The following is a 21554-nucleotide window of genomic DNA, read 5'->3' as shown; positions in this document are numbered from 1 at the left end:
TGCCCCAGTCTACGGAGCCCGAGACCCGCCGGGCCCGTGGATTTCACCGGGATCGGGCACGGGACCCGGCGGTGTCCCCGGGGTCGGCCGCGGGACCTGGGCCGTCACCGGGGCAGACCTCAGAGCCGGACGGTCCCCGCGACGCAGGTGACGCTCGCGCCGCCGACCCAGACCGTCCCCGAGCCGTCCCGCTCGACGTGCACGCGGCCGGCCCGGCCGAGGGCCGCGCCCTGGGCGGCGACGTAGCGGTCCGGGAGACGGCCGTCGCGCACGAGCCACTGCCCGACGACGGCGTTGAGGCTCCCGGTGACCGGGTCCTCCGGGATGCCCATCGCGAGCGCGAACCCGCGGACCTCGACCGCGGCGCCGTCGGGTCCGCCGTCGTCCCCGTACAGCCCGGCGACGCCCACGGAGAGGTCGGGGTGCTCGACGCGCAGGCGTGACCAGTCGGGTGCGAGCCCGGCGACGCGGTCGGCGGAGTCGAGCAGCACGACGCGCCACCCGGGCCCGTTGTCGAGGACGCGGTGGTCGAGCACGGCGTCGTCGGGCACGCCCAGCGCGGCGACGATCGCCGCGAGGTCGTCGGCCGGCACCGGCTCGTCGGCGAGCAGGTCCGGCGCGGCGAACGCGAGCCTGCCCGAGCGGTCCCCGTCGGACTCCTCGTCCGACCCGCCGGCGCCCCGCGACTCGTGCCGGATCGTCACCAGGCCGACGCCGCACTCCTGCACGACGGCGTCGCCCGCCCGGGGCGCGCCGCCCGCCTCGAGCCACGCGTGGCACGAGCCGAGCGTCGGGTGCCCGGCGAAGGGGAGCTCGCCGGCGGGGGTGAAGATTCGCAGGCGGTAGTCGGCGCCTCCGGCGGCCCCCTCCGCGGTCGGCGGGAGGAGGAATGTCGTCTCCGAGAGGTTCGTCCAGCGGGCGAACGCGGCCATCTGCTCGTCCGTGAGCCCGTCGCCGTCGAGCACGACCGCGACGGGGTTGCCGAGGGTCGGGACCTCGGTGAACACGTCGACCTGCGCGAACGGCCGGGACGCGGTGCTGTCGGCGATGTCGCCGTGGCGTGCGCTCATACCTCTGAGCGTACGTCCGGGCAGGCCAGAGCACTTTTGTCGATCGTAAGTCGGAAGTTGTAGACACATCGATAGAACGAGGGCTAGCCTGTCCAGCGTTGTCATCGACGGAGCCAGGCAGGGGTTACGCTCCGTGGACTCGAAGTCCGACCGAGTAAGGAGCAACGATGCTCGAACGCACCAGCCTGCCGGTATCCCGCCGGATCAGGTACCGACGCGGCGCGGCCGCCCTCACCCTCGGCGCCGTGGTCGTCGCGGGCTGGGCCGTCCCCGCCGCAGCAGATCTCCCCGAGCAGGAGCCCGGCGTCACGCTGCGCACCTTCCAGCTCGCGCAGAACCCCGGGGCCGTCTGCACCCTCAAGTCCGGCCAGACGCCCAACGTCGACAAGCTCATGCCGACCATCGACTGGTCGACGGCCGAGCAGTTCGGCGCGGAGGACAACTTCATCTCGCAGGTGAGCGCGAACCTGCACGTCCCCGCCGACGGCCAGTACCAGTTCCGTGTCACCAACGACGACGGCGCGCTCGTGTACATCGACGGCCAGCTCGTCGTCGAGAACGACGGCCCGAACGACTCGACCTCCGTCGAGGGCAGCGCGACGCTCACGGCGGGTGTGCACGACCTGCGGGTCGACTACTACGAGGGCAGCGACAAGCAGCGCCTTACGCTCGCGTGGAAGACGCCGGGCAGCTCGACGTTCACGACCATCCCGACGTCGGCGCTCAGCACCGAGGCAGGCGTCGTGCGCGTGACCGCGCCCGGCTACAAGTACTGCGAGGGCGCCACCGACACGGCCGGCGACGGCCTGCGCCTCGACACGGTCAACCCCAACTACGACCTCGTCGACCTGCGCCCCGCGGGCTTCGAGCCCAAGGTCTCGGGCCTGGCGTTCACGCCGGACGAGAAGCTCGCCGTCGTGACGACGGGCGAGGTCAGCTCCGGCGGCTGGCGACCCGACCCGGTGTCCGGCGAGGTGTACTTCCTCGACGGCGTCGTGGGCGCGGACGGCCCCGAGGACGTCACGGTGACCAAGGTCGCGGACGAGCTGCTCAACCCGATGGGCATCGAGGTCGTCGAGGACTCGATCTTCGTCTCGGAGCGGTACCAGCTCACGCAGCTCACCGACCCCGACGGTGACGGCTTCTACGACCAGCACACGAAGATCGCGGAGTGGCCCGACGGCGGCAACTTCCACGAGTTCGCGTTCGGCCTGATCCACGACGAGGACTACTTCTACGTCAACCTCTCCGTCGCCATCAACAACGGCGGCGCGACGACCAACCCGCAGCCGGCGGCCAACCGCGGCACGTCGATCAAGATCGACCGCGAGACGGGCGAGGTCACGTACGTCGCCGGTGGCCTCCGCACGCCGAACGGCATCGGCTTCGGCCCGGAGGGCGAGATCTTCGCGACGGACAACCAGGGCGCCTGGCTCCCGTCGAACAAGCTGATCCACATTCAGCAGGACAACTTCTACAACCACTACACGAACCCGGCGGGTCCGTTCGACGCGAACCCCGTCGCCCCGCCGGCCGTGTGGCTCCCGCAGAACGAGATCGCCAACTCCCCGGGCAACCCGGTCCTCGTCCAGGACGGCGAGTTCGCCGGCCAGATGCTGCTCGGCGACGTCACGTACGGCGGCATCCAGCGCGCGTTCCTCGAGAAGGTCGACGGCGAGTTCCAGGGTGCGGTCTTCCGCCACACCGCGGGCCTCGAGGTCGGCGCCAACCGCACCATCTACGGGCCCGACGGCGCGATCTACGTCGGCGGCACCGGTGAGGGCGGCAACTGGGGCGAGTCCGGCAAGCTCCGGTTCGGCCTCCAGAAGCTCGTCCCCGTGAACGAGGACTCCTTCGACATGAAGGAGATGCGCGTGGTCGAGGGCGGCTTCGAGATCGAGTACACCGACCCGGTGTCCGACGAGGTCGTCGAGAAGCTCGCCGACGCGTACCAGGTCAAGCAGTGGCGCTACGTGCCGACGCAGCAGTACGGCGGCCCGAAGGTCGACGAGGAGCCCCTCTTCGTCACCGACGCCACGGTGTCCGAGGACCGCACGACCGTCACGCTGCAGATCGACGGTCTCAAGCCCGGCCACGTCGTCTACATCCGCTCGCCGCGTCCGTTCGCGTCCGCGGAGGGCACGGAGCTCCTCAGCACCGAGGCCTGGTACACGCTCAACTCGCTCCCCGGATACGTCGCCCCGGCCGACCGCGGCTGGTACGAGGCGGAGCTCGCGCAGCCCCTCGGCAGCTCGAGCATCGGCTCGGACCACAGCAACTACTCGGGCTCCGGCTTCGCTGCGGGCATGACGAACGTCGGCGCCGGCCGCACGTTCTCCGTGACCGTTCCCGAGGCGGGCACCTACCCGGTCAACGTGCGCTACGCCAACGGCATCCACCCGTACACCACGCTGCGGGCGAAGAACGTGTCGCTCCACGTGAACGGCGCGGACCTCGGTCAGTGGAACTTCCCCACGACCGGGAGCTGGAAGGACTGGGGCGTGCAGACGCGCGACCTCGAGCTCCAGGCCGGCACGAACACCATCACGCTCGCGTACGAGACCGGCGACGAGGGCAACATCAACATCGACGTCCTGTCGCTCGGCGAGAACCCGGACATCTGCAGCCCGGGTGAGGTCGAGGACGGCTACACCGCGATCTACGACGGCACCCTCGCGAGCCTCCAGGAGGGCTGGCGCATGGCCGGTCCGGGTGGCTTCGGCCGCCAGGACGACTGCTCGATCCGCGGTGCGGGTGGCATGGGCCTGCTCTGGTACGACCAGGAGCTCGGTGACAGCTACAGCCTGAAGCTCGACTGGAAGCTCACGAAGGACGACAACGGCGGCGTGTTCGTCGGGTTCCCGAACCCGGGCGACGACCCGTGGGTGGCCGTCAACAAGGGCTACGAGATCCAGATCGACGCGACGGACGCCGACGACCGCACCACCGGCGCGGTCTACACGTTCCAGGGCGCCGACGAGGCAGCCCGGGACGCCGCCCTCAAGCCGGTCGGGCAGTGGAACGCGTACGACATCCGGGTCGAGGGAGACCGCATCCGCATCTACCTCAACGACGTGCTCGTCAACGACTTCACGAGCACCGACCCCGCGCGACTGGTGAACAGCTTCATCGGGATCCAGAACCACGGCAACGGCGAGATGGTCAACTACCGGAACATCCGGTTCAAGGAGCTGACCGACGAGCCGGTCGAGGAGCTCGCGATCTCGACGACGGTCCAGACCCGCTGCATGGCGGGCAAGGTCTACGTCGCGGTCCGTGCCACGAACGACGACACGGTGCCGGCGGACATCACGCTGACGACGCCGTTCGGGACGAAGACGGTGACCGGCGTCCAGCCGGGTGCCTCCGCGTACCAGTCGTTCGCGACGCGCTCGGCCTCGGTCGACGCGGGCACCGCCCAGGTGGCGGCGACGGGCGGCGACCTGACGTTCCAGGCGGACGTCGCCTACGAGGCCGCGAGCTGCGGCTGACGTGAGACCCCGGGGCGGGCGGCGTGAGCCGTCCGCCCCGGGACGGACCGGGCGGGGGCGGCAGCACGAGCCGTCTCCGCCCGTCCCGTCTCACCCTCTTTCTCCATCTCGGTGAACCCGAGGCGCGCCCCTCGCACGGGCGGAGCGTGGTCCGACGGCGCTCCCACCCTCGCGTAGGGTGCTCACCTCACGTCCTCGCTCCCGCGGGGCCTCGCACGACTCCCGCACGACGTTCCTCGACGAGGAGGACAGCCCATGGCGCTCGGACGCCTCCTGCACCGGACCGGACGGTTCGCCGCGCGACGTCGCGCCGTCGTCCTCGGCGTCTGGGCCGTCCTCCTCGTCCTCGGCGCGGTGCTCGGCGGCGCCGTCTTCGACAAGACGACCGACGTCGAGCCCGCACCGCCCGGCAGCGCCTCCGCCCTCGCGGCCGAGCGCCTCGACGAGCTCGAGCCCGAGGGCGAGACCGTCGTCGCCGTCCTCTCAGGGCGCGACTACTTCTCCACGGACCTGATCGCCCAGGCGAGCGAGGTCATGCACGGCATCCGCGCGACGCCGGGCGTCGTCGAGCTGTTCGACGCCTACACGGGCGGCGGCCTCATCGCCGACGACGGCCAGGGCTCCCTCGTCATCGTCGAGCTCGACCCCGCGCTGTCCGACGACGAGGCGCTGGCCCTCGCGCACCAGGTCGCCGACGCGCTCCACACCATCGACACCCCCGAGGTCCTCGTCGGCGGGGCGCTGCTCGCCGAGGAGGCGTTCGTCGACCAGGCGATCACCGACGCCGCCGTGGGCGAGGGCGTGGCGATCGCCGTCCTCCTCGTCGTGCTCGTCGTCGTCCTCGGTGGCCTGCGCGCGGGCCTGGTGCCGCTGCTGTCCGCGCTCGCCGCCATCGCGGTCGCGTTGCTCGTGCTCAGCGGCCTCCTGGGGATCGTGCCCGTCAACGAGTTCGCCGTGAACGTCGTGACGCTGCTCGGCCTCGGGCTCACGGTCGACTACTCCCTGCTCGTCCTGGCGCGCTTCCGCGAGGAGCGCGCCGAGAACCCGGGCCTCCCCCTCGACGAGCTCGTCGGGCGCACCCTCGCGACCGCCGGGCGTGCCGTGCTCGCGTCGGGGCTCGCCGTCGCGATCGCCCTCACCGGCCTGCTCCTGCTCGGCGACTCGCTGCTCTCGGGCATGGCCGTCGGAGGCGCGATCGTCGTGCTCGTCGCGACCGCCGCGGGGCTCACGCTCGTGCCCGCGCTCGTCGCGACCTGGCACCGCGCCATCCCCGCCCCGGGCGCCCGCACCTGGTCGCACCCGTGGACCGGGCGCGGCGGCGCCGGGACGCTCGGCCGCCTCGCCCGCACCGCGCAGCGGCACGCCGTGCTCGTCACGCTCGGCGCGACGGCCCTCCTCCTCGCGCTCGCCGCGCCGCTCGGCTCGATGACGCTCGGCAGCTCCGAGGTCCACTCCCTGCCCGCCGACGCCGAGGCGCGCCTCGCCGCCGACGCGTCCACCTCGCGCTTCGCCGACCTCGGCGTCACCCCGATCACGGTGCTCGTCGAGGCACCCCGCGGCGACGAGGCCGCCTCCGCCTACCTCGACCAGGTCGCGGCCCTGCCCGGCGTCGAGGACGCGATGCAGGACACCGACTACCCGCCCGAGGTCCTCGTCGTCGACGTCACGCCCGACGTCGGCGAGGGCGGCGACGCGACCGCCGCCGAGGCCCAGGAGCTGCTGCGCGCGATCCGCGCGATCGACACCGCTGGCCTCGACGTGCACGTCGCCGGCCCGGCCGCCGAGGTCGTCGACACCCAGGAGCACCTCGCGCAGCGCCTCCCGCTCGCTGCGGGCGTCGTCGTGCTCGCGACGTTCGCGCTCCTCTTCCTGCTCACCGGCTCGCTCGTCGTGCCGCTCAAGGCGCTCGTGCTCAACCTGCTCACGCTCGCCGCGACGCTCGGCGTGCTCGTCTCGGTGTTCCAGCACGGCGTCGGCGCCTCGCTGCTCGGGTTCGAGCCGTGGGGTGCGCTCGACGTCACGACGCCCCTGCTCATCGGCATGCTCGTGTTCGGCCTGTCCACCGACTACGAGGTGTTCCTCCTCGCGCGGACGGCCGAGGAGTGGCGCGCCCGCACGCCCGGCGAGGACCCCCGCGCCGCGAACGACCGGGCCGTGCTCCGCGGCATCACCGCGACCGGCCCGGTCGTCACGACGGCGGCCGTCGCCATCGGCATCGTGTTCCTCGGCTTCGCGGCGGGCGAGCTCGTCGCGATGAAGGAGGTCGGCGTCGGCATGGCCGTCGCCGTGCTGCTCGACGTGACCGTCGTCCGCGGGCTCCTGCTCCCCGCGACGATGACGCTCCTCGGGCGGTGGAACTGGTGGCCGGGGAGTGGCGGGCGGTCGGACGACGCGGGTCTGGCTTCCGCCGAGACCTCCGCGGGGGCGGGGCGGGTCTCTGCTGGGCCGAGGTAGAGCCGTGGTGCGTCAGGCGTCGCGCATGACCTCGGTGACGAAGCGGGCGGAGCGCTCGCGGAGGCCGTCGACGCGGAGCTCGACGAACAGCTCGCGCATCGACTCGTCGTCGCCGATCTCGGTGCGGGTCGGGGCACGCCGCACGTTCTGCGAGCACAGGAACTGCGTGCAGATGAGGGTGCCGACGGTGTTGCCGCGGCGTCCGGCGGCGCCGGCACGCCGCGCGACGTAGAGGCTGACGTCGTCCGTCACGACGACGTCCTCGCACCACGCGCAGACGGCGCGCTTGCGCATGCCGCCCGTCTTGGCGTCGGTGGAGCGCAGCAGGACGCCGCGCGGCTCGCCGTCGACCACGACGACGGCGTACGCGAGCAGCGGCGCCTTGCGGTCGCGCCACCCGAGGTAGTCGAGGCGGTCCCAGTCGAGCGCGTCGAGGTCGGGGAGGGTCGCCTGTGCGGCCTCGCGCTTGGAGGCGTTGACGAACGACGCGCGGATCTGCTTCTCGGTCAGGGGAATCATGGGTTCAGGGCTTCCGTGTCGGTACGGTCCCACCCTGCCCGACGGCGTGCCGCGGCGCAGGCGGTCGGCTCACGACGACGCAGGGTCGCCATGGCGCACGACGGCGCCGCTCGGCCGAGCGGGGAGGGTGGGGATGACGGCGTGCCCGCGACCGCCGTCGCCAAGACCTGCTGAGCGCGGGTCATCTGTCGTCGGGGAAATGACGACGAATGCCCAGCGCTCGACGGGGCGGGGCGCCGGGTCGGCGTCCCGCTGAACGGCTCAGCGGGTGACGGTGCGGGAGGGGAGGGCGCCCGAGCAGGCCGCCATGGCCACCTCGCAGCCTGCGGTGCCGTGCATCCGCGTCTCCTCGTCCCGTTCGGTGCGCCGTCCGGCGCGACCTGATCCGTGGTCGTGCCCGTCCGGCACGACGAACGGCTGCCCTCGGCAACCGTCACCCTCGATGGTGCGCCTCGCACACCGCCGCCGTCAACGTGATTCCGCTCGCGCGGCGACGTCCAGCCGCCGAACCCGGGGTTCCTCCTCAGGATGCGCTCCGCGTGGGGAGCGACCCCGGGTTCGGCATCGCGTGTCGCGCCCGGGTGACCTCCGGCGCCCGGAACGGGACGAAAGACGACGGGTCCGGGCTCTGCCGGGCGCGAGACTCGGAGGCTCCGCCACCCGTCGTCGAGGAGGATCCTCCGTGCCTGTCGCGCCGTCACCGTCCGAGACCGCCGCACCCGTGGGGGAGCGCCTGGTGTCCGTCGAGGTGGTGGTGCCGTCCGGGGTGTTCTGGTCGGGCCCGGCGCGCAGCGTCACGGTGCCGTCGGTGTCCGGGACCTTGGGGATCCTCGCCCGGCACCAGCCCGTCGCGGCGACGCTCAAGGCGGGGCGGGTGCGGCTGCGCACGCCCGACCGCCCGACGGCGGAGCTGCGCATCGGCGGCGGCTTCGTCGTGGTCGACGACGACGAGGTGACGATCCTCGCCGACGACGCGACCTGGGTGCAGGCCCGCTAGTCCCTACGCGGGGTCGACCACCGGACCGAGCTGCACGACGACGATCCGGTGCCCGTCGGGGTCGTTGACGTGCGCGAACCGGTCCCCGGACTCGGCGTCGGCGTCGGGGCCGACGAACGGCTCGACCCCCACGTCGGCCAGCCGGGCGAGGATCGCATCGAGGTCGTCGACGTAGAGCACGAGGTTCGGCAGCCCGTGGCGCACGAGGGGCGCGCCGCCGTCGGGGAGCGGGACGAGCCACAGCCCGGGCTCGTCGACGCGGCCGGGTCCGACGTGCAGCAGCGGGAACCCCTCGGTCTCGCCGCGGAACAGCGTCCCGAACCCGAACCCGTCCGACCAGAATGCGGCGCTCGCGTCGAGGTCACGGCAGAGCATGACCGTGCGGCCGATCGTCGTCGTCATGCGGCGAGCCTAGGCCGTGCCGCCGACGTCCCCGCCCGCCCGACGCCCGACCTCCCGGGGCGCACGTGCGCCGTCGGGCATACCGTGGACGCATGGCGACCGACGGCGGCATCCGCAGGACGATCAGCGACCTCGTGGCGCAGGAGCGCGAGCTCCGCGAACAGTTCGCGCAGGGGGAGATCACCGGGGGGCAGGAGCACGAGCGGCTCCGCGCGATCGAGGTCGAGCTCGACCAGTGCTGGGACCTGCTGCGCCAGCGCGACGCGGCCCGCGAGTTCGGGAGCGACCCGGATGCCGCGACCGTGCGCGACCCCGGTACCGTGGAGGGGTACCTGGACTGACCCGCACCGAAGGAGCCCTTGTGAGCACGCAGGACACGCAGCAGATCCCCACCGGCACCGAGGGGCGCGACGTCGCGGACCGCGCGGGCGCGGTCGCCCGGTTCGTCGTCGCCTTCGCGTTGTTCGTGGGCGGGCTCGTGCTCATGGGCTCGGGCATGTCGGGCGTGGACGGCGGCGTGTGGCTCTTCGTCGGCGGCCTCGCCGCCTCGACGCTCGCGTTCGCACTCCCGATGTCGGGCGCCGCGGAGCGCTGACCGGCCCGCTCCCGCGCGGCGTCATGCGGCGCCGTGCGGGAGCCTCCGGAGTCGCGACCGCCGCGGCGCGCCCCGTCCCGTCGTCTACGCCCAGGCGCCCAGCAGATCGTCTGCGCTGAAGGCGAGGTCGGCGCCGGTGGGAGTCTCGCCCGACGGGCTGATGGCGACGATCCGCGCGTCAGCCGAGCGCGGGACCCGGTCACGGACGGAGTGCAGCGCGGCGACCTCCCGGGGCGACACGCCGCGCTCCCGCCGCCATTTGATGGAGCCGATCAGCGACGAGCGATCGCGTGTCATGGCGACCACGTCGATCTCGACGCTGCCGTCCCGGGTCCACCACGGACGCACCGTCTCGACCTCTGCCAGCCGCTCGTCGGACCGCGAGAGGCGGGTGAGCGCCTCTCGGACGACCGGTTCGATGCTTCGTCCTCGCCAGCTCGCCCAGTCGCGATCGAACGCGGTGATGGCAAGATCCTCCCGACCGCGCGCGATCTGCTCCACCCTCCGCTCGACGTAGCGGAACCAGAAGCGCAGGTACGGATCCGTGACCCGGTAGCGACGGAGGCGGCCCGTGGGTGCGGCCCAGGCCGGGACCTCGCGCTCGACGAGCGACTTCGTCTCCGTCAGGCTCTTGAGCGCCCGGGTGGTCGCGGTCTCCAGCGCCTTGCGGTCGGAGGAGTCTTGGATCGCGGAGAGCACGTCGCTGAACCCGGGGTTCGCCGTGTCGTCCGAGCCGATCGCCGCGAGCACCCGGTACGCGGCGGGTGCGTCGGGGAACTCGGCGTCGAGCGTCAGCCGCGCCGTGGTGACGAGCGGGCTGTAGGGGTCGGCCAGTGCGGCCCAGACGTACTCCTCCGGGCTCAGCCCCGACCTCGCGAGGTCGGTGACGAGGCGTGGGTACCCGCCGGTGACCAGGTAGGCCTCGAAGGCGTCGAACGCGCTGCGACCAGGGAGTGCCGACGCCACCTCGGCCGGGTCGAGCGATGCCACGGCGCACGGTCGCAGTCGCCCGAAGAGAGGGCGACCGTGCGACGCGAGCTGTTCCATCATCGCCACGTCGGAGCCGATGAGGACCATCAGGACCGGCAGCTTCTCCAGGGTGCGATCCCACTGGGCCTGCAGCTCGCCCTCGAGGGACGGATCGCCGTCGACCATCCACGGGAACTCGTCGAGGACGGCGATCACGGGTCCTGAACGTGCCGCGACGGCGAGGCGTCCGAGCCACTCCCGCCACGAGACGGCAGGTGTCTGGGTCAAGAGCTCGGCGTCCGGCAGCGGCCGGCGAGACTCGATGATCGCCCGGGTGGCGTCGTCGAGCTGGCGTCGCAACGACGACCCGTAGATGCCGGGGACGTAGACGGACGGCACCTCGACCGACTCCACGAACTGTCCGACCAGGGTGGACTTGCCGACCTGCCTTCGCCCGCGCAGTGCAACGATCCGTCCGGTCCCGTGGTCGACCACGGCATCCAGATGCGACCGGAGAGCGTTCGTGCTCGTCGCACGGCGGACCAAACCTTCATTGAAGGTAGCAGACATACCGTGAAGCATACATCGCATGTCTGTTAATGGAATCGCGAAAGGGCCTCGTGCGGTGGCTCGGGCGTGCTGTGAGCCGTCGCTCACGGCGCCGCGGGCCGAGGTAGTACCGGGGTCAGGACCCCGGTACTACCTCGCGGACTGCGGTACTACCTCGCGAGGCTCGCGCGGACCGCCCTCGCTGCGGCGACGAGGTGCTCGAGCGACGGCACGGTCTCCTCGTAACGGCGCGTCTTGAGCCCGCAGTCGGGGTTGACCCAGACGACCTTCGGGTCGATCGACTTCACGGCGAGCTCGAGCAGCTCCGTGACCTCCTCCGCGGAGGGGACGCGCGGGCTGTGGATGTCGTAGACGCCCGGCCCGATGCCGCGCGCGTACCCGGCGTCGCGCAGCTCCGGCACGATCTCCATGCGCGAGCGCGCCGCCTCGACCGACGTCACGTCGGCGTCGAGGCCGTCGATCGCGCCGATGACCTCGCCGAACTCCGAGTAGCACAGGTGCGTGTGGATCTGCGTCGCCGCCTCCACGCCCGACGTCGCGAGCCGGAACGAGCCGACCGACCAGTCGAGGTACGCGGGCTGGTCGTCCTTGCGCAGCGGCAGCAGCTCGCGCAGCGCGGGCTCGTCGACCTGCACGATCCCGATGCCCGCGGCCTCCAGGTCCGCGATCTCGTCGCGCAGTGCGAGGCCCACCTGGTTCGCGGTGTCGCCGAGCGGCTGGTCGTCGCGCACGAACGACCACGCGAGGATCGTCACCGGTCCGGTGAGCATGCCCTTGACCGGCTTCTCCGTGAGCGACGCCGTGTACGCGGACCACTCGACCGTGATGGGCTCCGGGCGCGTGACGTCGCCCCACAGGATCGGCGGGCGCACGCAGCGCGACCCGTACGACTGCACCCAGCCGTTCGCGGTGACGGCGAACCCGTCGAGGTGCTCGGCGAAGTACTGGACCATGTCGTTGCGCTCGGGCTCGCCGTGCACGAGCACGTCGAGGCCCAGCTCCTCCTGGAGCGCGACGACGCGCGCGATCTCCTCGCGCATCGCGACCGTGTAGTCCGCGTCGGAGAGGTCGCCCCTGGTCCACTGCGCACGGGCGCGGCGGATCTCCGGGGTCTGCGGGAACGACCCGATGGTCGTCGTCGGCAGCGGCGGCAGGTTCAGGCGCTCGTGCTGCGCGGCCGCGCGCTCGGCGTAGTCGCCGCGGGCGAAGTCCGCGTCGGTCAGCGCGGCGGCACGCTCGCGCACCGCGGGCACGACGACGCCGCTCGCCTCGACGCGCGACGCCACGGCCGCGCGGGACGCCTCGATCTCCGCCGCGACGGCGTCGCGACCCTTGGTGAGCGCGCGGGCGAGCGTCGCGACCTCGCCGACCTTCTGGTCCGCGAACGCGAGCCAGTCGCGCAGGCGCGGGTCGAGCGTCGTGCCTGACGTGGTGCCCGGCTCGGCGAACGTCTCGTCCTCGACGTCGTGCGGCACGTGCAGCAGCGACGTCGACGTGCCGACCGAGACCGCGCCGGCACCCAGTCCCTCGACGGCGTCGACGACCTCGAGCTTCGCTGCGAGGTCCGCGCGCCACACGTTGTGCCCGTCGATCACGCCCGCGACGAGCGTCTTGCCGGCGAGGCCGGGGACGCCGCCGTCGGCCGCCGTAGGGACGGCGCCCTTGACGAGGTCGATCGCGATCGCGTCGACGTCGGTGCCCGCGAGGAGCGCAAGCCCGTCCCGGGCCGCTCCACCGGCGGTCTCGGCACTGGCCTGGAGCGCGCCGAACGGCGCGGCGACGAGGATCGCGGGCCGCGCGTCCTGCGCCGAACCCGGGTTCGCGGCCGGGTCCGCGGACGAGTCCGGCGCAGACCCCGGGTTCGGCACGGGGCGGAGGTCGGTCGCGAGGGCGCGGTACGCCGACTCCACCGCGGCGGCGAGGTCGGCGAACGGCACGTCGACCGAGTCGGTGACGAGGATCGGCTCGTCGAGCTGCACCCACGGCGCGCCCGCGGCGGCGAGCGCGCGCAGCAGTTCGGCGTAGGCGGCGACGACGTCGTCCAGGCGGTCGAGAGGCGAGTACCCGGCGGGGGCGTCGTCGGCGGCCTTGGACAGCGCGAGGAACGTCACGGGCCCGACGACGACGGGCCGCGTCACGACGCCGGCCTCCTTCGCCTCGACGAACTCGCGCACGACGCGGTCGTCGACGAACCGGATCGGGGTGTCCGGGCCGATCTCGGGCACGAGGTAGTGGTAGTTCGTGTCGAACCACTTGGTCATCTCGAGCGGAGCGTCGTCACCCTGGCCGCGCGCCACGGTGAAGTAGCCCGCGAGGTCGAGGCGCCCGGCGTCGTCGGTGAGCGACGCGAACCGCGACGGGACCGCCCCGAGGAGGACCGCGGCGTCGAGCACCTGGTCGTAGAAGGAGAACGACCCGGGGACGGACGCGTCGTCGGCGCCGAGGCCGAGGTCGACGAGCCGGCGGACGGTCGCGAGGCGCAGCTCGCGGGCCGTGGCCTCGAGCTCCTCGGCCGACGTCTTGCCGGCCCAGAACGCCTCGACGGCCTTCTTGAGCTCACGACGACGCCCGATGCGCGGGTAGCCGAGCACGGTGCCCGCGGGGAAGCCGACCTGAATCTGGGTAGGGGAGGGTACGGAAGTGGCCATGATCGAAACCTCTTGCTGGTCCGGAGGACCGGTCAGACGGGCGTGCCGTGCGTGGCGGCGCTCGTCGTGGGCAGGGAGGTGCCGGTGACCCACGGCCCGCTGGCCAGGTCCGGGACGAGCGGGGCGGCGGCAGCGCTGGTGCTGCCCCCGGTCCCGCGCGACCCGCCGCCGAGGTGGACACCCTCGAGCAGGTCAAGAGCGGCGCGGTGCTTGTTGAACGTGTACACGTGCAGACCGGGCGTGCCCGCGTCGAGGACGCGCTGCGCGAGGTCCACGGTGTACGCGATCCCGTAGGCGTGCTGCGCCTCCGGGTCGGGCAGGGCGTCGAGCGCGTCCAGCAGGTGCTGGGGCGCGCGCACGCCCGTGAGCTCCTCGACGCGGCGGAGCCGCGCGGGCTCCGTCGTGGGCAGCAGCCCGGCGAGGATGGGGATCGTCACGCCGGCCGCGCGGGCCTCGGCGACGAAGTCGGTGTACGACGACGCGTCGTAGAAGAGCTGCGTGATCGCGAAGCTCGCGCCGGCCTGCTGCTTCTGCCACAGGCGGCGCACCTCCTGGCTCCGTGTGGTGCCGGCGGCGGGGTTGCCGTCGCAGAACGTCGCGACGGCGATCGTCAGCGGGCGGGCGGCGCCACGCAGGGCGGCGGCCGGGTCGGACGCGCAGCGCGACGCCTCGACCTCGCGCAGCAGCGCGACGAGCTCGGTCGACGACCGCACGCCGTCGGGCGCGGGCTGCCAGTCCGGCTGGTCGCGCGGCGGGTCGCCCCGCAGCGCGAGGAAGCTGCGCACGCCCTCGTCGAGGAAGTCGTTGATGACTTCCTCGACGTCCTCGCGCGACGCACCGACGCACGTGAGGTGCGCGATCGGCAGCACGGGCGTGCCCTGGAGCAGGCGACCGACGACCTGGCGCGCGGTCGCGCGGTCGGTGCCGGCCGCCCCGTACGTCACGGACACGAAGTCGGGGTGGGTCGCGACGAGACGGCGTGCCGTCTCCCAGAACTTCGGCGCCGCGTCCGGGCGGCGCGGGGGCATGAGCTCGAACGAGACCGTCGGACGGGCCGCGCCGCCGTGCGCCTGCCCGACGGCGTCCGCGACGCTCACGGCGTCGTCCCGACCGGGGTGCGTGCGTGCGCGACCGCCGTCGGGCACGGGCTGCCCTGACGGTGCGCGAAGGATGCCTCTGAGACCATTAGTCGCTCCATCGACCCTGGCGTTAGCACCTTTGTCCTCGGGAGGCTTCCGTCGGCGGGTTGCTGCGGTGTCGTCGAGCCAGGACTCTCGACCGCTCTGGATGGTTGCCACGATCCTACGGCCCATCCGACATGCGGTCGAGCGTGCCCGCCAGGTGAGATGTGCCGTGGTCCGTGCCGAGCGGTCGACGCGAGGGGCGCGCACCTAGGGTGGGACCCGACCGCCCTCTGACCCTGTCCCACCCAGGAGCCCGCCGTGTACGCCACCCCGACCCGCCCCATGACCCAGGACGAGCTCGACCGGATCTGCCGGGTGTGGGCCGACTGCGGCAGCGACGACCCGACCGACCGGTGGCTCGAGCTGTGGGACGGTGGCGACGCCGACGACCACCCGGAGCAGCGCGACGCGATCGTCGCGATCGCGCGGGAGGTCGGGCTGGACGCCGCGGTCGAGGACGGCGTGCTCCGCGTGCAGAAGACGCAGCAGCTCCACGACGAGATCGGCGCGCGCTGGATCTGACCAGGTCAGAGCCCCTGCGCTACAGATCTCACGCTTTCTACGCTAAATATCTCAGGCCCCGCACCGTCGTCAACGGCGCCGGAGCTCCGGGACGTGCAGGCGTCGGAGGAACCGGTCGGTGCGCAGCGGTGGGCCGTGGCGGTCGAGCAGGGACACGACGACGACGGTCGCCGTCGCGAGCGGGATCGTCCACGCCGCGGGCTGGGCGAGCAGGGCGCGCACGACGCCGGGGATGCCCTCCGCCGTCGTGCCGGACGTGCCGGCCCCGTAGCCGGCGGCGACGAGCGCGGACGACGCGAGCAGCGCCGTCGCGCACAGGACGGACCCCACGACCATCCCCGCCACCGCGCCGCGCGCGGTGAGGCCGCGCCACCACACGCCGAGCAGGATCACCGGCGACAGCGCGGAGGCGGCGAACACGAACACCGTGCCGACGCTCGTCACGAGGCCCTGCGGGATGGTGACGAGCGCGAACGCGAGCGGGATGAGCGTGCACGCGACCGCCGACCACCGGAACGACCGCACGGTCCCGCCGAACAGGTCCTGGCTCACGACGCCCGCGAGCGCCACGACCAGCCCCGACGACGTGCCGAGGAACGCCGCGAACGCGCCGGCGACGACGAGGGCCGCGAGCAGCTCGCCGCCGAGCCCGGGCACGAGGCGGGTCGGCAGCGTGAGGACGACGGTGTCGGCGACGCCGGGCGCGGCGAGGTCGGGTGCGACGACCCGCGCGACGAGCCCGAGCGTGCTGGACACCATGTAGAACACGCTGATCATCACGAGCACGACGACGGTCGTCCGGCGGGCCGAGCCGCCGTCGGGCGAGGTGTAGAAGCGCACGAGGACGTGCGGCAGGCCGGTCGTGCCGAGCAGCAGCGCGAGCAGGAGCGACACGGTCGCGTACGCGTCGAGGCCGCCGGGGCCGGCGTCGTGCGGGAAGACCGCCGCGGGGTCGAAGGTCACGGTGGCGCCACCCGGCTCGAACGCGCCGCCCAGCGCCATGAGCACGAACACGAGGGGCAGTGCGAGCGCCGTGAGCTTGACCCAGAACTGGAACGCCTGGACGAACGTGATGGAGCGCATGCCGCCCGCCGCGACGACCGCGCTCACGACGACCGCGATCCCGACCGACCCGACCCACGGCGGGACGGGCGCGACGCTCGTGATGACGAGCGCCGCGCCATGGAGCTGCGGCACCACGTAGAGCCACCCGATGACGAGCACGAGGACGCTCGTGACGCGGCGTGCGACGACGGAGTCGAGGCGGGCGTGGACGAAGTCGGGGATCGTGTACGCGCCGCTGCGGCGCAGCGGGCCGGCGACGAACAGCAGGACGAGCAGGTAGCCGGCCGCGTACCCGACGGGGAACCAGAACGCCTCGGCGCCGGAGAGCAGCACGAGCCCCGAGAGGCCGAGGAACGTGCCCGCGGACAGGTACTCGCCGCTGATCGCCGACGCGTTCCACACCGGGCGCACCGTGCGCGACGCGACGAAGAAGTCGCTCGTGGTGCGGGAGATGCGCAGGCCGTAGAACCCGATGAGGCCGGTCGCGAGCAGGAGCAGACCGATCGCGACGAGGGGCAGCGCGCTCACGGGGCGTCCGCCTCGTGGGGGACTGCCTCGTCCGGGCCGGCCTCGGCGGGCCCGACCGATCCCTCGGCGAGGGCGCGGTACCGGCGCTCGTTGCGCGCCGCCGCGACGGCGAACACGACCGCGAACGCGACGATCACGGGGTAGAAGCCGTACGCGTGCACGAGCCAGGGGAGCGGGACGCCGAGGATCACCACGGCGTCCAGCGCGGGCACCGCGCTCATCGTCACCGTGAGCAGCGCGACGACGGCGAGGAACGAGACCACGCAGGCGAGCCCGAGGCGGAGCTGCGCCCGGACGAGGCCGCGCGTGTAGTGGGCCACGTCGTCGTCCGGCTCCTCGGGGCGACCTCGCGGGGTGCCCGACGGCGGCCCGGCGTCGGTTCGCGCGTCCGTCGACCGGACGCGCACGCGCTCGGCGGGCGGGGTCGGGCCGGTGTCGCTCACGACGGTCCCCGGTGCGGGCCGAGCAGCGCCTCGCGCACCGCCGGGACCATGCGGCGGCTCACGGGGACCTCGTGGCCCGCGACGACGAGCGCGGGCTGCGCCCCGCCGAACCGCGCCGCGGTCACGGCGGCCCGGTCCACGAGGTACGACCGGTGGACGCGCAGGAACCCGGCCGAGGCCCACCGCTCCTCCAGGTCGGACAACGGCTCGCGCACGAGGAACTGCTCGGTGTCCGTCACGAGCCGCGAGTAGTCGCCCTGCGCCTGCACCCACCGCACCGCGCTGCGGCGGACGAGGCGCGTCGTCGTCCCGACCGTCACGACGAGGGTCTCGTCCTCCGGCACCTCGGACCCCGCGCCGGACCCCACGGCCGGGGGAGCGGCGCTCGCGGGCGTCGACCCGGCGTCCGGCGCGGCCCCGCCGGCGCGGCCCGCGCGGTCCGCGACGCGCTCCACGACCCGGTCGACGGCGCGCGTCAGGCGCTCGCGGCGCACGGGCTTGAGCACGTAGTCGACCGCCTCCACGTCGAACGCCTCGAGCGCGCGGGCCTCGTCGGCCGTGACGAACACGACGGCGGGCCGGTCGGCGAAGCGCGAGAGCGCGCGGGCGAGGTCGAGGCCGGTCAGTCCGGGCATGTGGATGTCGAGGAACGCCGCGTCGACCGTGCGCGAGGAGAGCTCGCGCAGCGCCTCCGAGCCGGTCGCGACCCCGAGCACTGTCCGCACGCGCGGGTCGCGCCGCAGCAGGGCGACGAGCTCGTCGAGCACGGGGCGCTCGTCGTCGGCGACGAGCACGTCGAGACCGACGTCGGTGCCTGGGTCCCTGGTCTCGGAGCCGGGGGTCGGCGGCTGATCGGGCGTCCGTCCCGGGGTCCGTCCGGGTGTCGGGTCGGTTCCGGTCATGGCACGCTCACCTCCGTCTCGTGCAAGGGCTGGGACCGCGGCACGCGCAGGCGCACGAGCGTGCCGGAGCCGGGCGCGGTCTCGATGTCGAGCGCGTGGTCGTCGCCGTAGAGCTGGCGGACGCGCCGGTCGACGTTGCGCAGGCCCACGTGCTCGCTCCCGCGGGACGTGAGGAGCTCGCGCACGACGGTGGGGTCCATGCCGACGCCGTCGTCCTCGACGGTGATCTCCGTCTGGGTGCCCTCGTCGCGCGCGGTGATGACGATCGTCCCGCCGCGCTCCCGGGGCTCCAGGCCGTGCCGGACCGCGTTCTCGACGAGCGGCTGCACCGACAGGAACGGGATGACGGTCGTCAGCGACTCGGGCGCGATCTGGAGGGTCACGGCGAGGCGCTCGCCGAACCGGGCGCGCTCGAGCTCGACGTACGAGTGGATGGAGCGCAGCTCGTCCGCGAGGGTGGTGAAGTCGCCGCGGCCCCGGAACGAGTAGCGCGTGAAGTCGGCGAAGTCGAGCACGAGGTCGCGCGCCCGCTCCGGGTCCGTGCTGATGAACGACGCGATGGCGCCGAGCGCGTTGTAGACGAAGTGCGGGCTGATCTGGGCGCGCAGCGCGCGCAGCTCGGCCTGCGCGAGCGCGGTGCGCGACGCCTCCAGCTCGCCGAGCTCGAGCTGCGCGGAGCACCACTGCGCGACCTCGCCCGTCGCGCGCACGAGCGGGGGGCGGACCGTGCCCGCGAACGCGACGACGACGCCCGCGACGCGACCGCCCGCGACGACCGGGGCCCCGACGGCGTCCGCGACGTCGCCACCCTCGTGCCCGGTGGCCCCGCTCTCGACGTGCCGCCGGCCGGTGGCCAGCACGCGCTCGGCGACCCGGCGCGCGTCGGGCTCGAGGGTCGTGCTGCCGTCGAGCGCGACCGCGCCCTCGGCGGTGACGACGGCGAGCGCGTCCGCGCCGAGGAGCTGGCGCAGCGAGCGGGCGGCCCGGCCGACGTCGTCGCCGTCGAGCCCGCCCCGCAGGTGCGTCGCGGCGCGCGACGCGAGGTGCAGGGTGCGGAACGTGGCGCGGTCCGAGTCGCTCCCGAGCTCGCGCGACCCGCGCGCGAGCCGCCAGGCGAGCACGAGCCCGAGGGTGAGCAGCACGCCCACGACGAGACCGGCGACGGCGCCGGCGAACACGGGCCCGGACATGCAGCGATCGTAACCAGCGACGCGTCGTCTCCCGCCTCCGCCGCCAGGTAAGGTGAGGCAAACCTACTCGTGATGAAGGAACCCCTGTGCCGATCTCCCGGACGACATCGTCCAGCCTCCGCGCGCGCCGCGGCGCCCTCGCGGGTGCCCTCGTGCTCGCCTCCGCCCTGCTCGCCGCCTGCTCGTCGGGGCCGGTGGAGCCCGCGCCGACCGCGACGGTGGACGCCACCGCCGCGGGGTACGCCGTCGAGCACGCGCGCGGGACCGCCGAGCTCGCGTCGGCGCCGCAGCGCGTCGTGACGCTCGAGCCCGTGGAGACGGACACCGCGGTCGCGCTGGGCGTCGTCCCGGTCGGCGCCGCCGTGCTGAGCGTCGAGGCCGGCGTGCCGGCGTACCTCGGCGAGGACGCGCAGGCGATCGAGGTCGTGGGCACGGTGCCCGAGCCGAGCCTCGAGGCCGTCGCCGCGCTCGAGCCGGACCTCATCCTCGGCACGGAGTCGCGCCACGCCGACCTCTACGACCAGCTCGCGGGGATCGCGCCGACGGTGTTCATGGCGACGCAGACCGACCCCTGGCAGGAGAACGTGCTGCTCGTGGGCCGCGCGCTCGGCCGCGAGACCGACGCCCAGGCCCTGCTGGACGCCTACGACGAGCGGTGCGCCCAGCTCCAGGAGGACTACGACGTCTCCGGGACGGCTCAGCTCCTGCGCCCGCGCGACGGCATCGTGTCCGCCTACGGCCCGCGGTCGTTCGCGGGCAGCACGCTCGAGTGCGTCGGGTTCTCGACGCCGGAGCAGGACTGGGGCGAGGACATCTCGGTCGACCTGTCGCCCGAGCGCGTGACCGAGGCCGCCGCCGACCTCGTCCTCGTCTCGGCAGCCGACCCGGCCGACCCGGCCGCGGTCCCGGCCGAGATCCCGCTCAACGCGGGGTCCTTCCCCGACGTGCGCGTCGTCGACCAGTCGTCCTGGATCAGCGGCGTCGGCCCGCTCGGTGGCCAGGCCGTGCTCGACGACCTCGAGCAGTTCCTCCAGGACCGTGCTGGGTCCTGACCGGCCGGCCGGGTCCTCGGCCACGGTCGGGAGCCCGCCCGGGAGCACGGTGGGGAGCGCGGCGGGGTGCCGGTTCCACCGTTCGCCCAACGTCCTCTTCCCGACGACGGTCGCGCGCGTGCACGACGTCGGCCCGTGCCTGGTGCGCGTGACGCTCGCCGGCCCGGACCTGGCGGGGTGCGCCGACGTCGGGCTCGACCAGCGCGTGAAGATCCTGCTCCCCGGGCCGGGGGCGGACCTGCTCGCGCGGCGTGCGGGGCTCGCGGTCGAGAGCGCGTGGCGGCGCGAGTGGTCCGCGCTCGACGACGTCGAGCGACCGGTGATGCGCTCGTACACGCCCGTGGCCGTGCGGCCGCAGGACGCCGAGGTGGACCTCGACCTGTACCTGCACGAGCCCGCCGGACCCGCGAGCGCGTGGGCACGCCGCGCGGCGCCCGGGGACCGGGTGCTGCTCTCGGCGCCGCACGCGCGGTTCGGCGTGACCGACCACGGCACCCAGTGGGACCCGGGGCCCGACGTCGCGCACGTGCTGCTCGTCGGTGACGAGACCTCGGCGCCGGCGGTGCGCGGCATCCTCGCGAGCCTGCGTCCGGACGTGCGGGCGCACGTGCTCGTGGAGGCCGACGACCCGGCCGACGCGCCGGTCGGCGACGTGCCCGGGGCCGTGCGCGTCGAGCACGTGCCCCGGCATCGCCGTCGGGCCGAGCGGGCCGTGCTGGGCGCGGTCCGGGACTGGGCCGCGGAGCACGGCCGGTCCGCGGCCGACGCGGGTACCGGCTTCTACGCGTGGTGCGCGACGGAGAGCGCCACCGTCGCGCGGGTCCGCGCCGAGCTCGTGGCGGCGGGGATCGAGAGGTCGCGCGTGCACGCGCAGGGCTACTGGCACGACCGGGCCCGGCGTCGACCTTCGCCGGACGGCGGCGCGGCGCGAGCCTGAGGACCGCCCGTGTCCT

18 protein-coding genes and 1 riboswitch are annotated in these 21554 nt (G+C 73.8%); of the genes, 8 read left to right on the top strand and 10 right to left on the bottom strand.

Features of this window, described 5'->3' with window-relative positions:
• Positions 1–119: 119 nt before the first annotated feature.
• On the bottom strand, positions 120–1070 hold the full coding sequence (locus ACN9MS_RS19625) for a PhzF family phenazine biosynthesis protein (protein WP_426310055.1): 951 nt from the start codon (positions 1068–1070) through the stop codon (positions 120–122).
• Positions 1071–1237: 167 nt separating this feature from the next.
• Here ACN9MS_RS19625 and ACN9MS_RS19620 point away from each other — a divergent pair, with 167 nt between their 5' ends.
• Positions 1238–4561, top strand: coding sequence for a family 16 glycoside hydrolase (locus ACN9MS_RS19620; RefSeq protein WP_426310054.1), 3324 nt, complete (start codon positions 1238–1240; stop codon positions 4559–4561).
• A gap of 255 nt (positions 4562–4816) precedes the next feature.
• Positions 4817–7015, top strand: coding sequence for an MMPL family transporter (locus tag ACN9MS_RS19615; protein WP_426310053.1), 2199 nt, complete (start codon positions 4817–4819; stop codon positions 7013–7015).
• 12 nt (positions 7016–7027) lie between these two features.
• On the opposite strand, the gene ACN9MS_RS19610 is transcribed toward ACN9MS_RS19615, so the two are convergent.
• The gene (locus ACN9MS_RS19610) at positions 7028–7534 is read right to left on the bottom strand and encodes an FBP domain-containing protein (protein WP_426310052.1); all 507 of its coding nucleotides are present in this window, start codon (positions 7532–7534) and stop codon (positions 7028–7030) included.
• 682 nt (positions 7535–8216) lie between these two features.
• On the opposite strand from ACN9MS_RS19610, the gene atpC reads away from it, so the two are divergent.
• Complete coding sequence (atpC, locus tag ACN9MS_RS19605) at positions 8217–8531, top strand: ATP synthase F1 subunit epsilon (protein WP_052877342.1); 315 nt, start codon at positions 8217–8219, stop codon at positions 8529–8531.
• A 3-nt stretch (positions 8532–8534) separates the two neighbouring features.
• Here atpC and ACN9MS_RS19600 read toward each other — a convergent pair whose 3' ends face one another.
• Positions 8535–8933 carry a VOC family protein gene (locus ACN9MS_RS19600; protein WP_426310051.1) on the bottom strand — a complete coding sequence of 133 codons (399 nt, stop codon included), beginning with the start codon at positions 8931–8933 and terminating at the stop codon, positions 8535–8537.
• A gap of 92 nt (positions 8934–9025) precedes the next feature.
• Here ACN9MS_RS19600 and ACN9MS_RS19595 point away from each other — a divergent pair, with 92 nt between their 5' ends.
• Both ACN9MS_RS19595 and ACN9MS_RS19590 read left to right on the top strand, forming a co-directional pair.
• Positions 9026–9274: a DUF2630 family protein gene (locus tag ACN9MS_RS19595; protein WP_426310050.1), complete on the top strand. Its 249-nt coding sequence runs from the start codon at positions 9026–9028 to the stop codon at positions 9272–9274.
• A gap of 20 nt (positions 9275–9294) precedes the next feature.
• Positions 9295–9528, top strand: coding sequence for a hypothetical protein (locus ACN9MS_RS19590; protein ID WP_378230060.1), 234 nt, complete (start codon positions 9295–9297; stop codon positions 9526–9528).
• An 84-nt stretch (positions 9529–9612) separates the two neighbouring features.
• On the opposite strand, the gene ACN9MS_RS19585 is transcribed toward ACN9MS_RS19590, so the two are convergent.
• The 3 genes from ACN9MS_RS19585 to ACN9MS_RS19575 all read right to left on the bottom strand — a co-directional run bounded on the left by ACN9MS_RS19585 (position 9613) and on the right by ACN9MS_RS19575 (position 14743).
• Positions 9613–11067 (bottom strand): ATP-binding protein, encoded by a 1455-nt coding sequence (locus ACN9MS_RS19585; protein WP_426310049.1) that lies wholly within the window; start codon positions 11065–11067, stop codon positions 9613–9615.
• A gap of 149 nt (positions 11068–11216) precedes the next feature.
• Positions 11217–13715 (bottom strand): 5-methyltetrahydropteroyltriglutamate--homocysteine S-methyltransferase, encoded by a 2499-nt coding sequence (metE, locus tag ACN9MS_RS19580; protein WP_426310048.1) that lies wholly within the window; start codon positions 13713–13715, stop codon positions 11217–11219.
• 32 nt (positions 13716–13747) lie between these two features.
• Positions 13748–14743 (bottom strand): methylenetetrahydrofolate reductase, encoded by a 996-nt coding sequence (locus tag ACN9MS_RS19575; RefSeq protein WP_426311936.1) that lies wholly within the window; start codon positions 14741–14743, stop codon positions 13748–13750.
• A gap of 163 nt (positions 14744–14906) precedes the next feature.
• A riboswitch (SAM riboswitch) is annotated at positions 14907–15009 on the bottom strand.
• Between the two features lie 148 nt (positions 15010–15157).
• Here ACN9MS_RS19575 and ACN9MS_RS19570 point away from each other — a divergent pair.
• Positions 15158–15421: a hypothetical protein gene (locus ACN9MS_RS19570; protein WP_426310047.1), complete on the top strand. Its 264-nt coding sequence runs from the start codon at positions 15158–15160 to the stop codon at positions 15419–15421.
• Between the two features lie 69 nt (positions 15422–15490).
• Here the strand turns inward: ACN9MS_RS19570 and ACN9MS_RS19565 are convergent, their stop codons facing one another.
• The 4 genes from ACN9MS_RS19565 to ACN9MS_RS19550 are packed head-to-tail and all read right to left on the bottom strand — an operon-like array spanning position 15491 to position 19549.
• Entirely contained in the window at positions 15491–17014 is a 1524-nt protein-coding gene (locus tag ACN9MS_RS19565; protein WP_426310046.1) for a cation acetate symporter, read from the bottom strand.
• Positions 17011–17457 (bottom strand): heavy metal transporter, encoded by a 447-nt coding sequence (locus ACN9MS_RS19560; RefSeq protein WP_426310045.1) that lies wholly within the window; start codon positions 17455–17457, stop codon positions 17011–17013. Before ACN9MS_RS19560 ends, ACN9MS_RS19565 begins: the two co-directional genes overlap by 4 nt.
• Positions 17454–18359: a LytR/AlgR family response regulator transcription factor gene (locus ACN9MS_RS19555; RefSeq protein WP_426310044.1), complete on the bottom strand. Its 906-nt coding sequence runs from the start codon at positions 18357–18359 to the stop codon at positions 17454–17456. The genes ACN9MS_RS19560 and ACN9MS_RS19555 overlap by 4 nt, the downstream gene beginning before the upstream one ends.
• A complete protein-coding gene (locus ACN9MS_RS19550; protein ID WP_426310043.1) occupies positions 18356–19549 on the bottom strand; it encodes a sensor histidine kinase in 1194 nt (397 codons plus the stop codon). The genes ACN9MS_RS19555 and ACN9MS_RS19550 overlap by 4 nt, the downstream gene beginning before the upstream one ends.
• 86 nt (positions 19550–19635) lie before the next feature.
• On the opposite strand from ACN9MS_RS19550, the gene ACN9MS_RS19545 reads away from it, so the two are divergent.
• Entirely contained in the window at positions 19636–20601 is a 966-nt protein-coding gene (locus tag ACN9MS_RS19545) for an ABC transporter substrate-binding protein (protein WP_426310042.1), read from the top strand.
• 118 nt (positions 20602–20719) lie between these two features.
• Positions 20720–21538, top strand: a complete 819-nt coding sequence (locus tag ACN9MS_RS19540) for a siderophore-interacting protein (protein WP_426310041.1) — start codon at positions 20720–20722, stop codon at positions 21536–21538.
• Positions 21539–21554 lie beyond the last annotated feature (16 nt).

It is taken from the genome of Cellulosimicrobium sp. E-16 (assembly GCF_049913115.1).
In the GTDB taxonomy this organism is placed as follows: Bacteria; Actinomycetota; Actinomycetes; order Actinomycetales; family Cellulomonadaceae; genus Cellulosimicrobium.
This window is presented reverse-complemented; position numbering and strand designations above follow the sequence as displayed.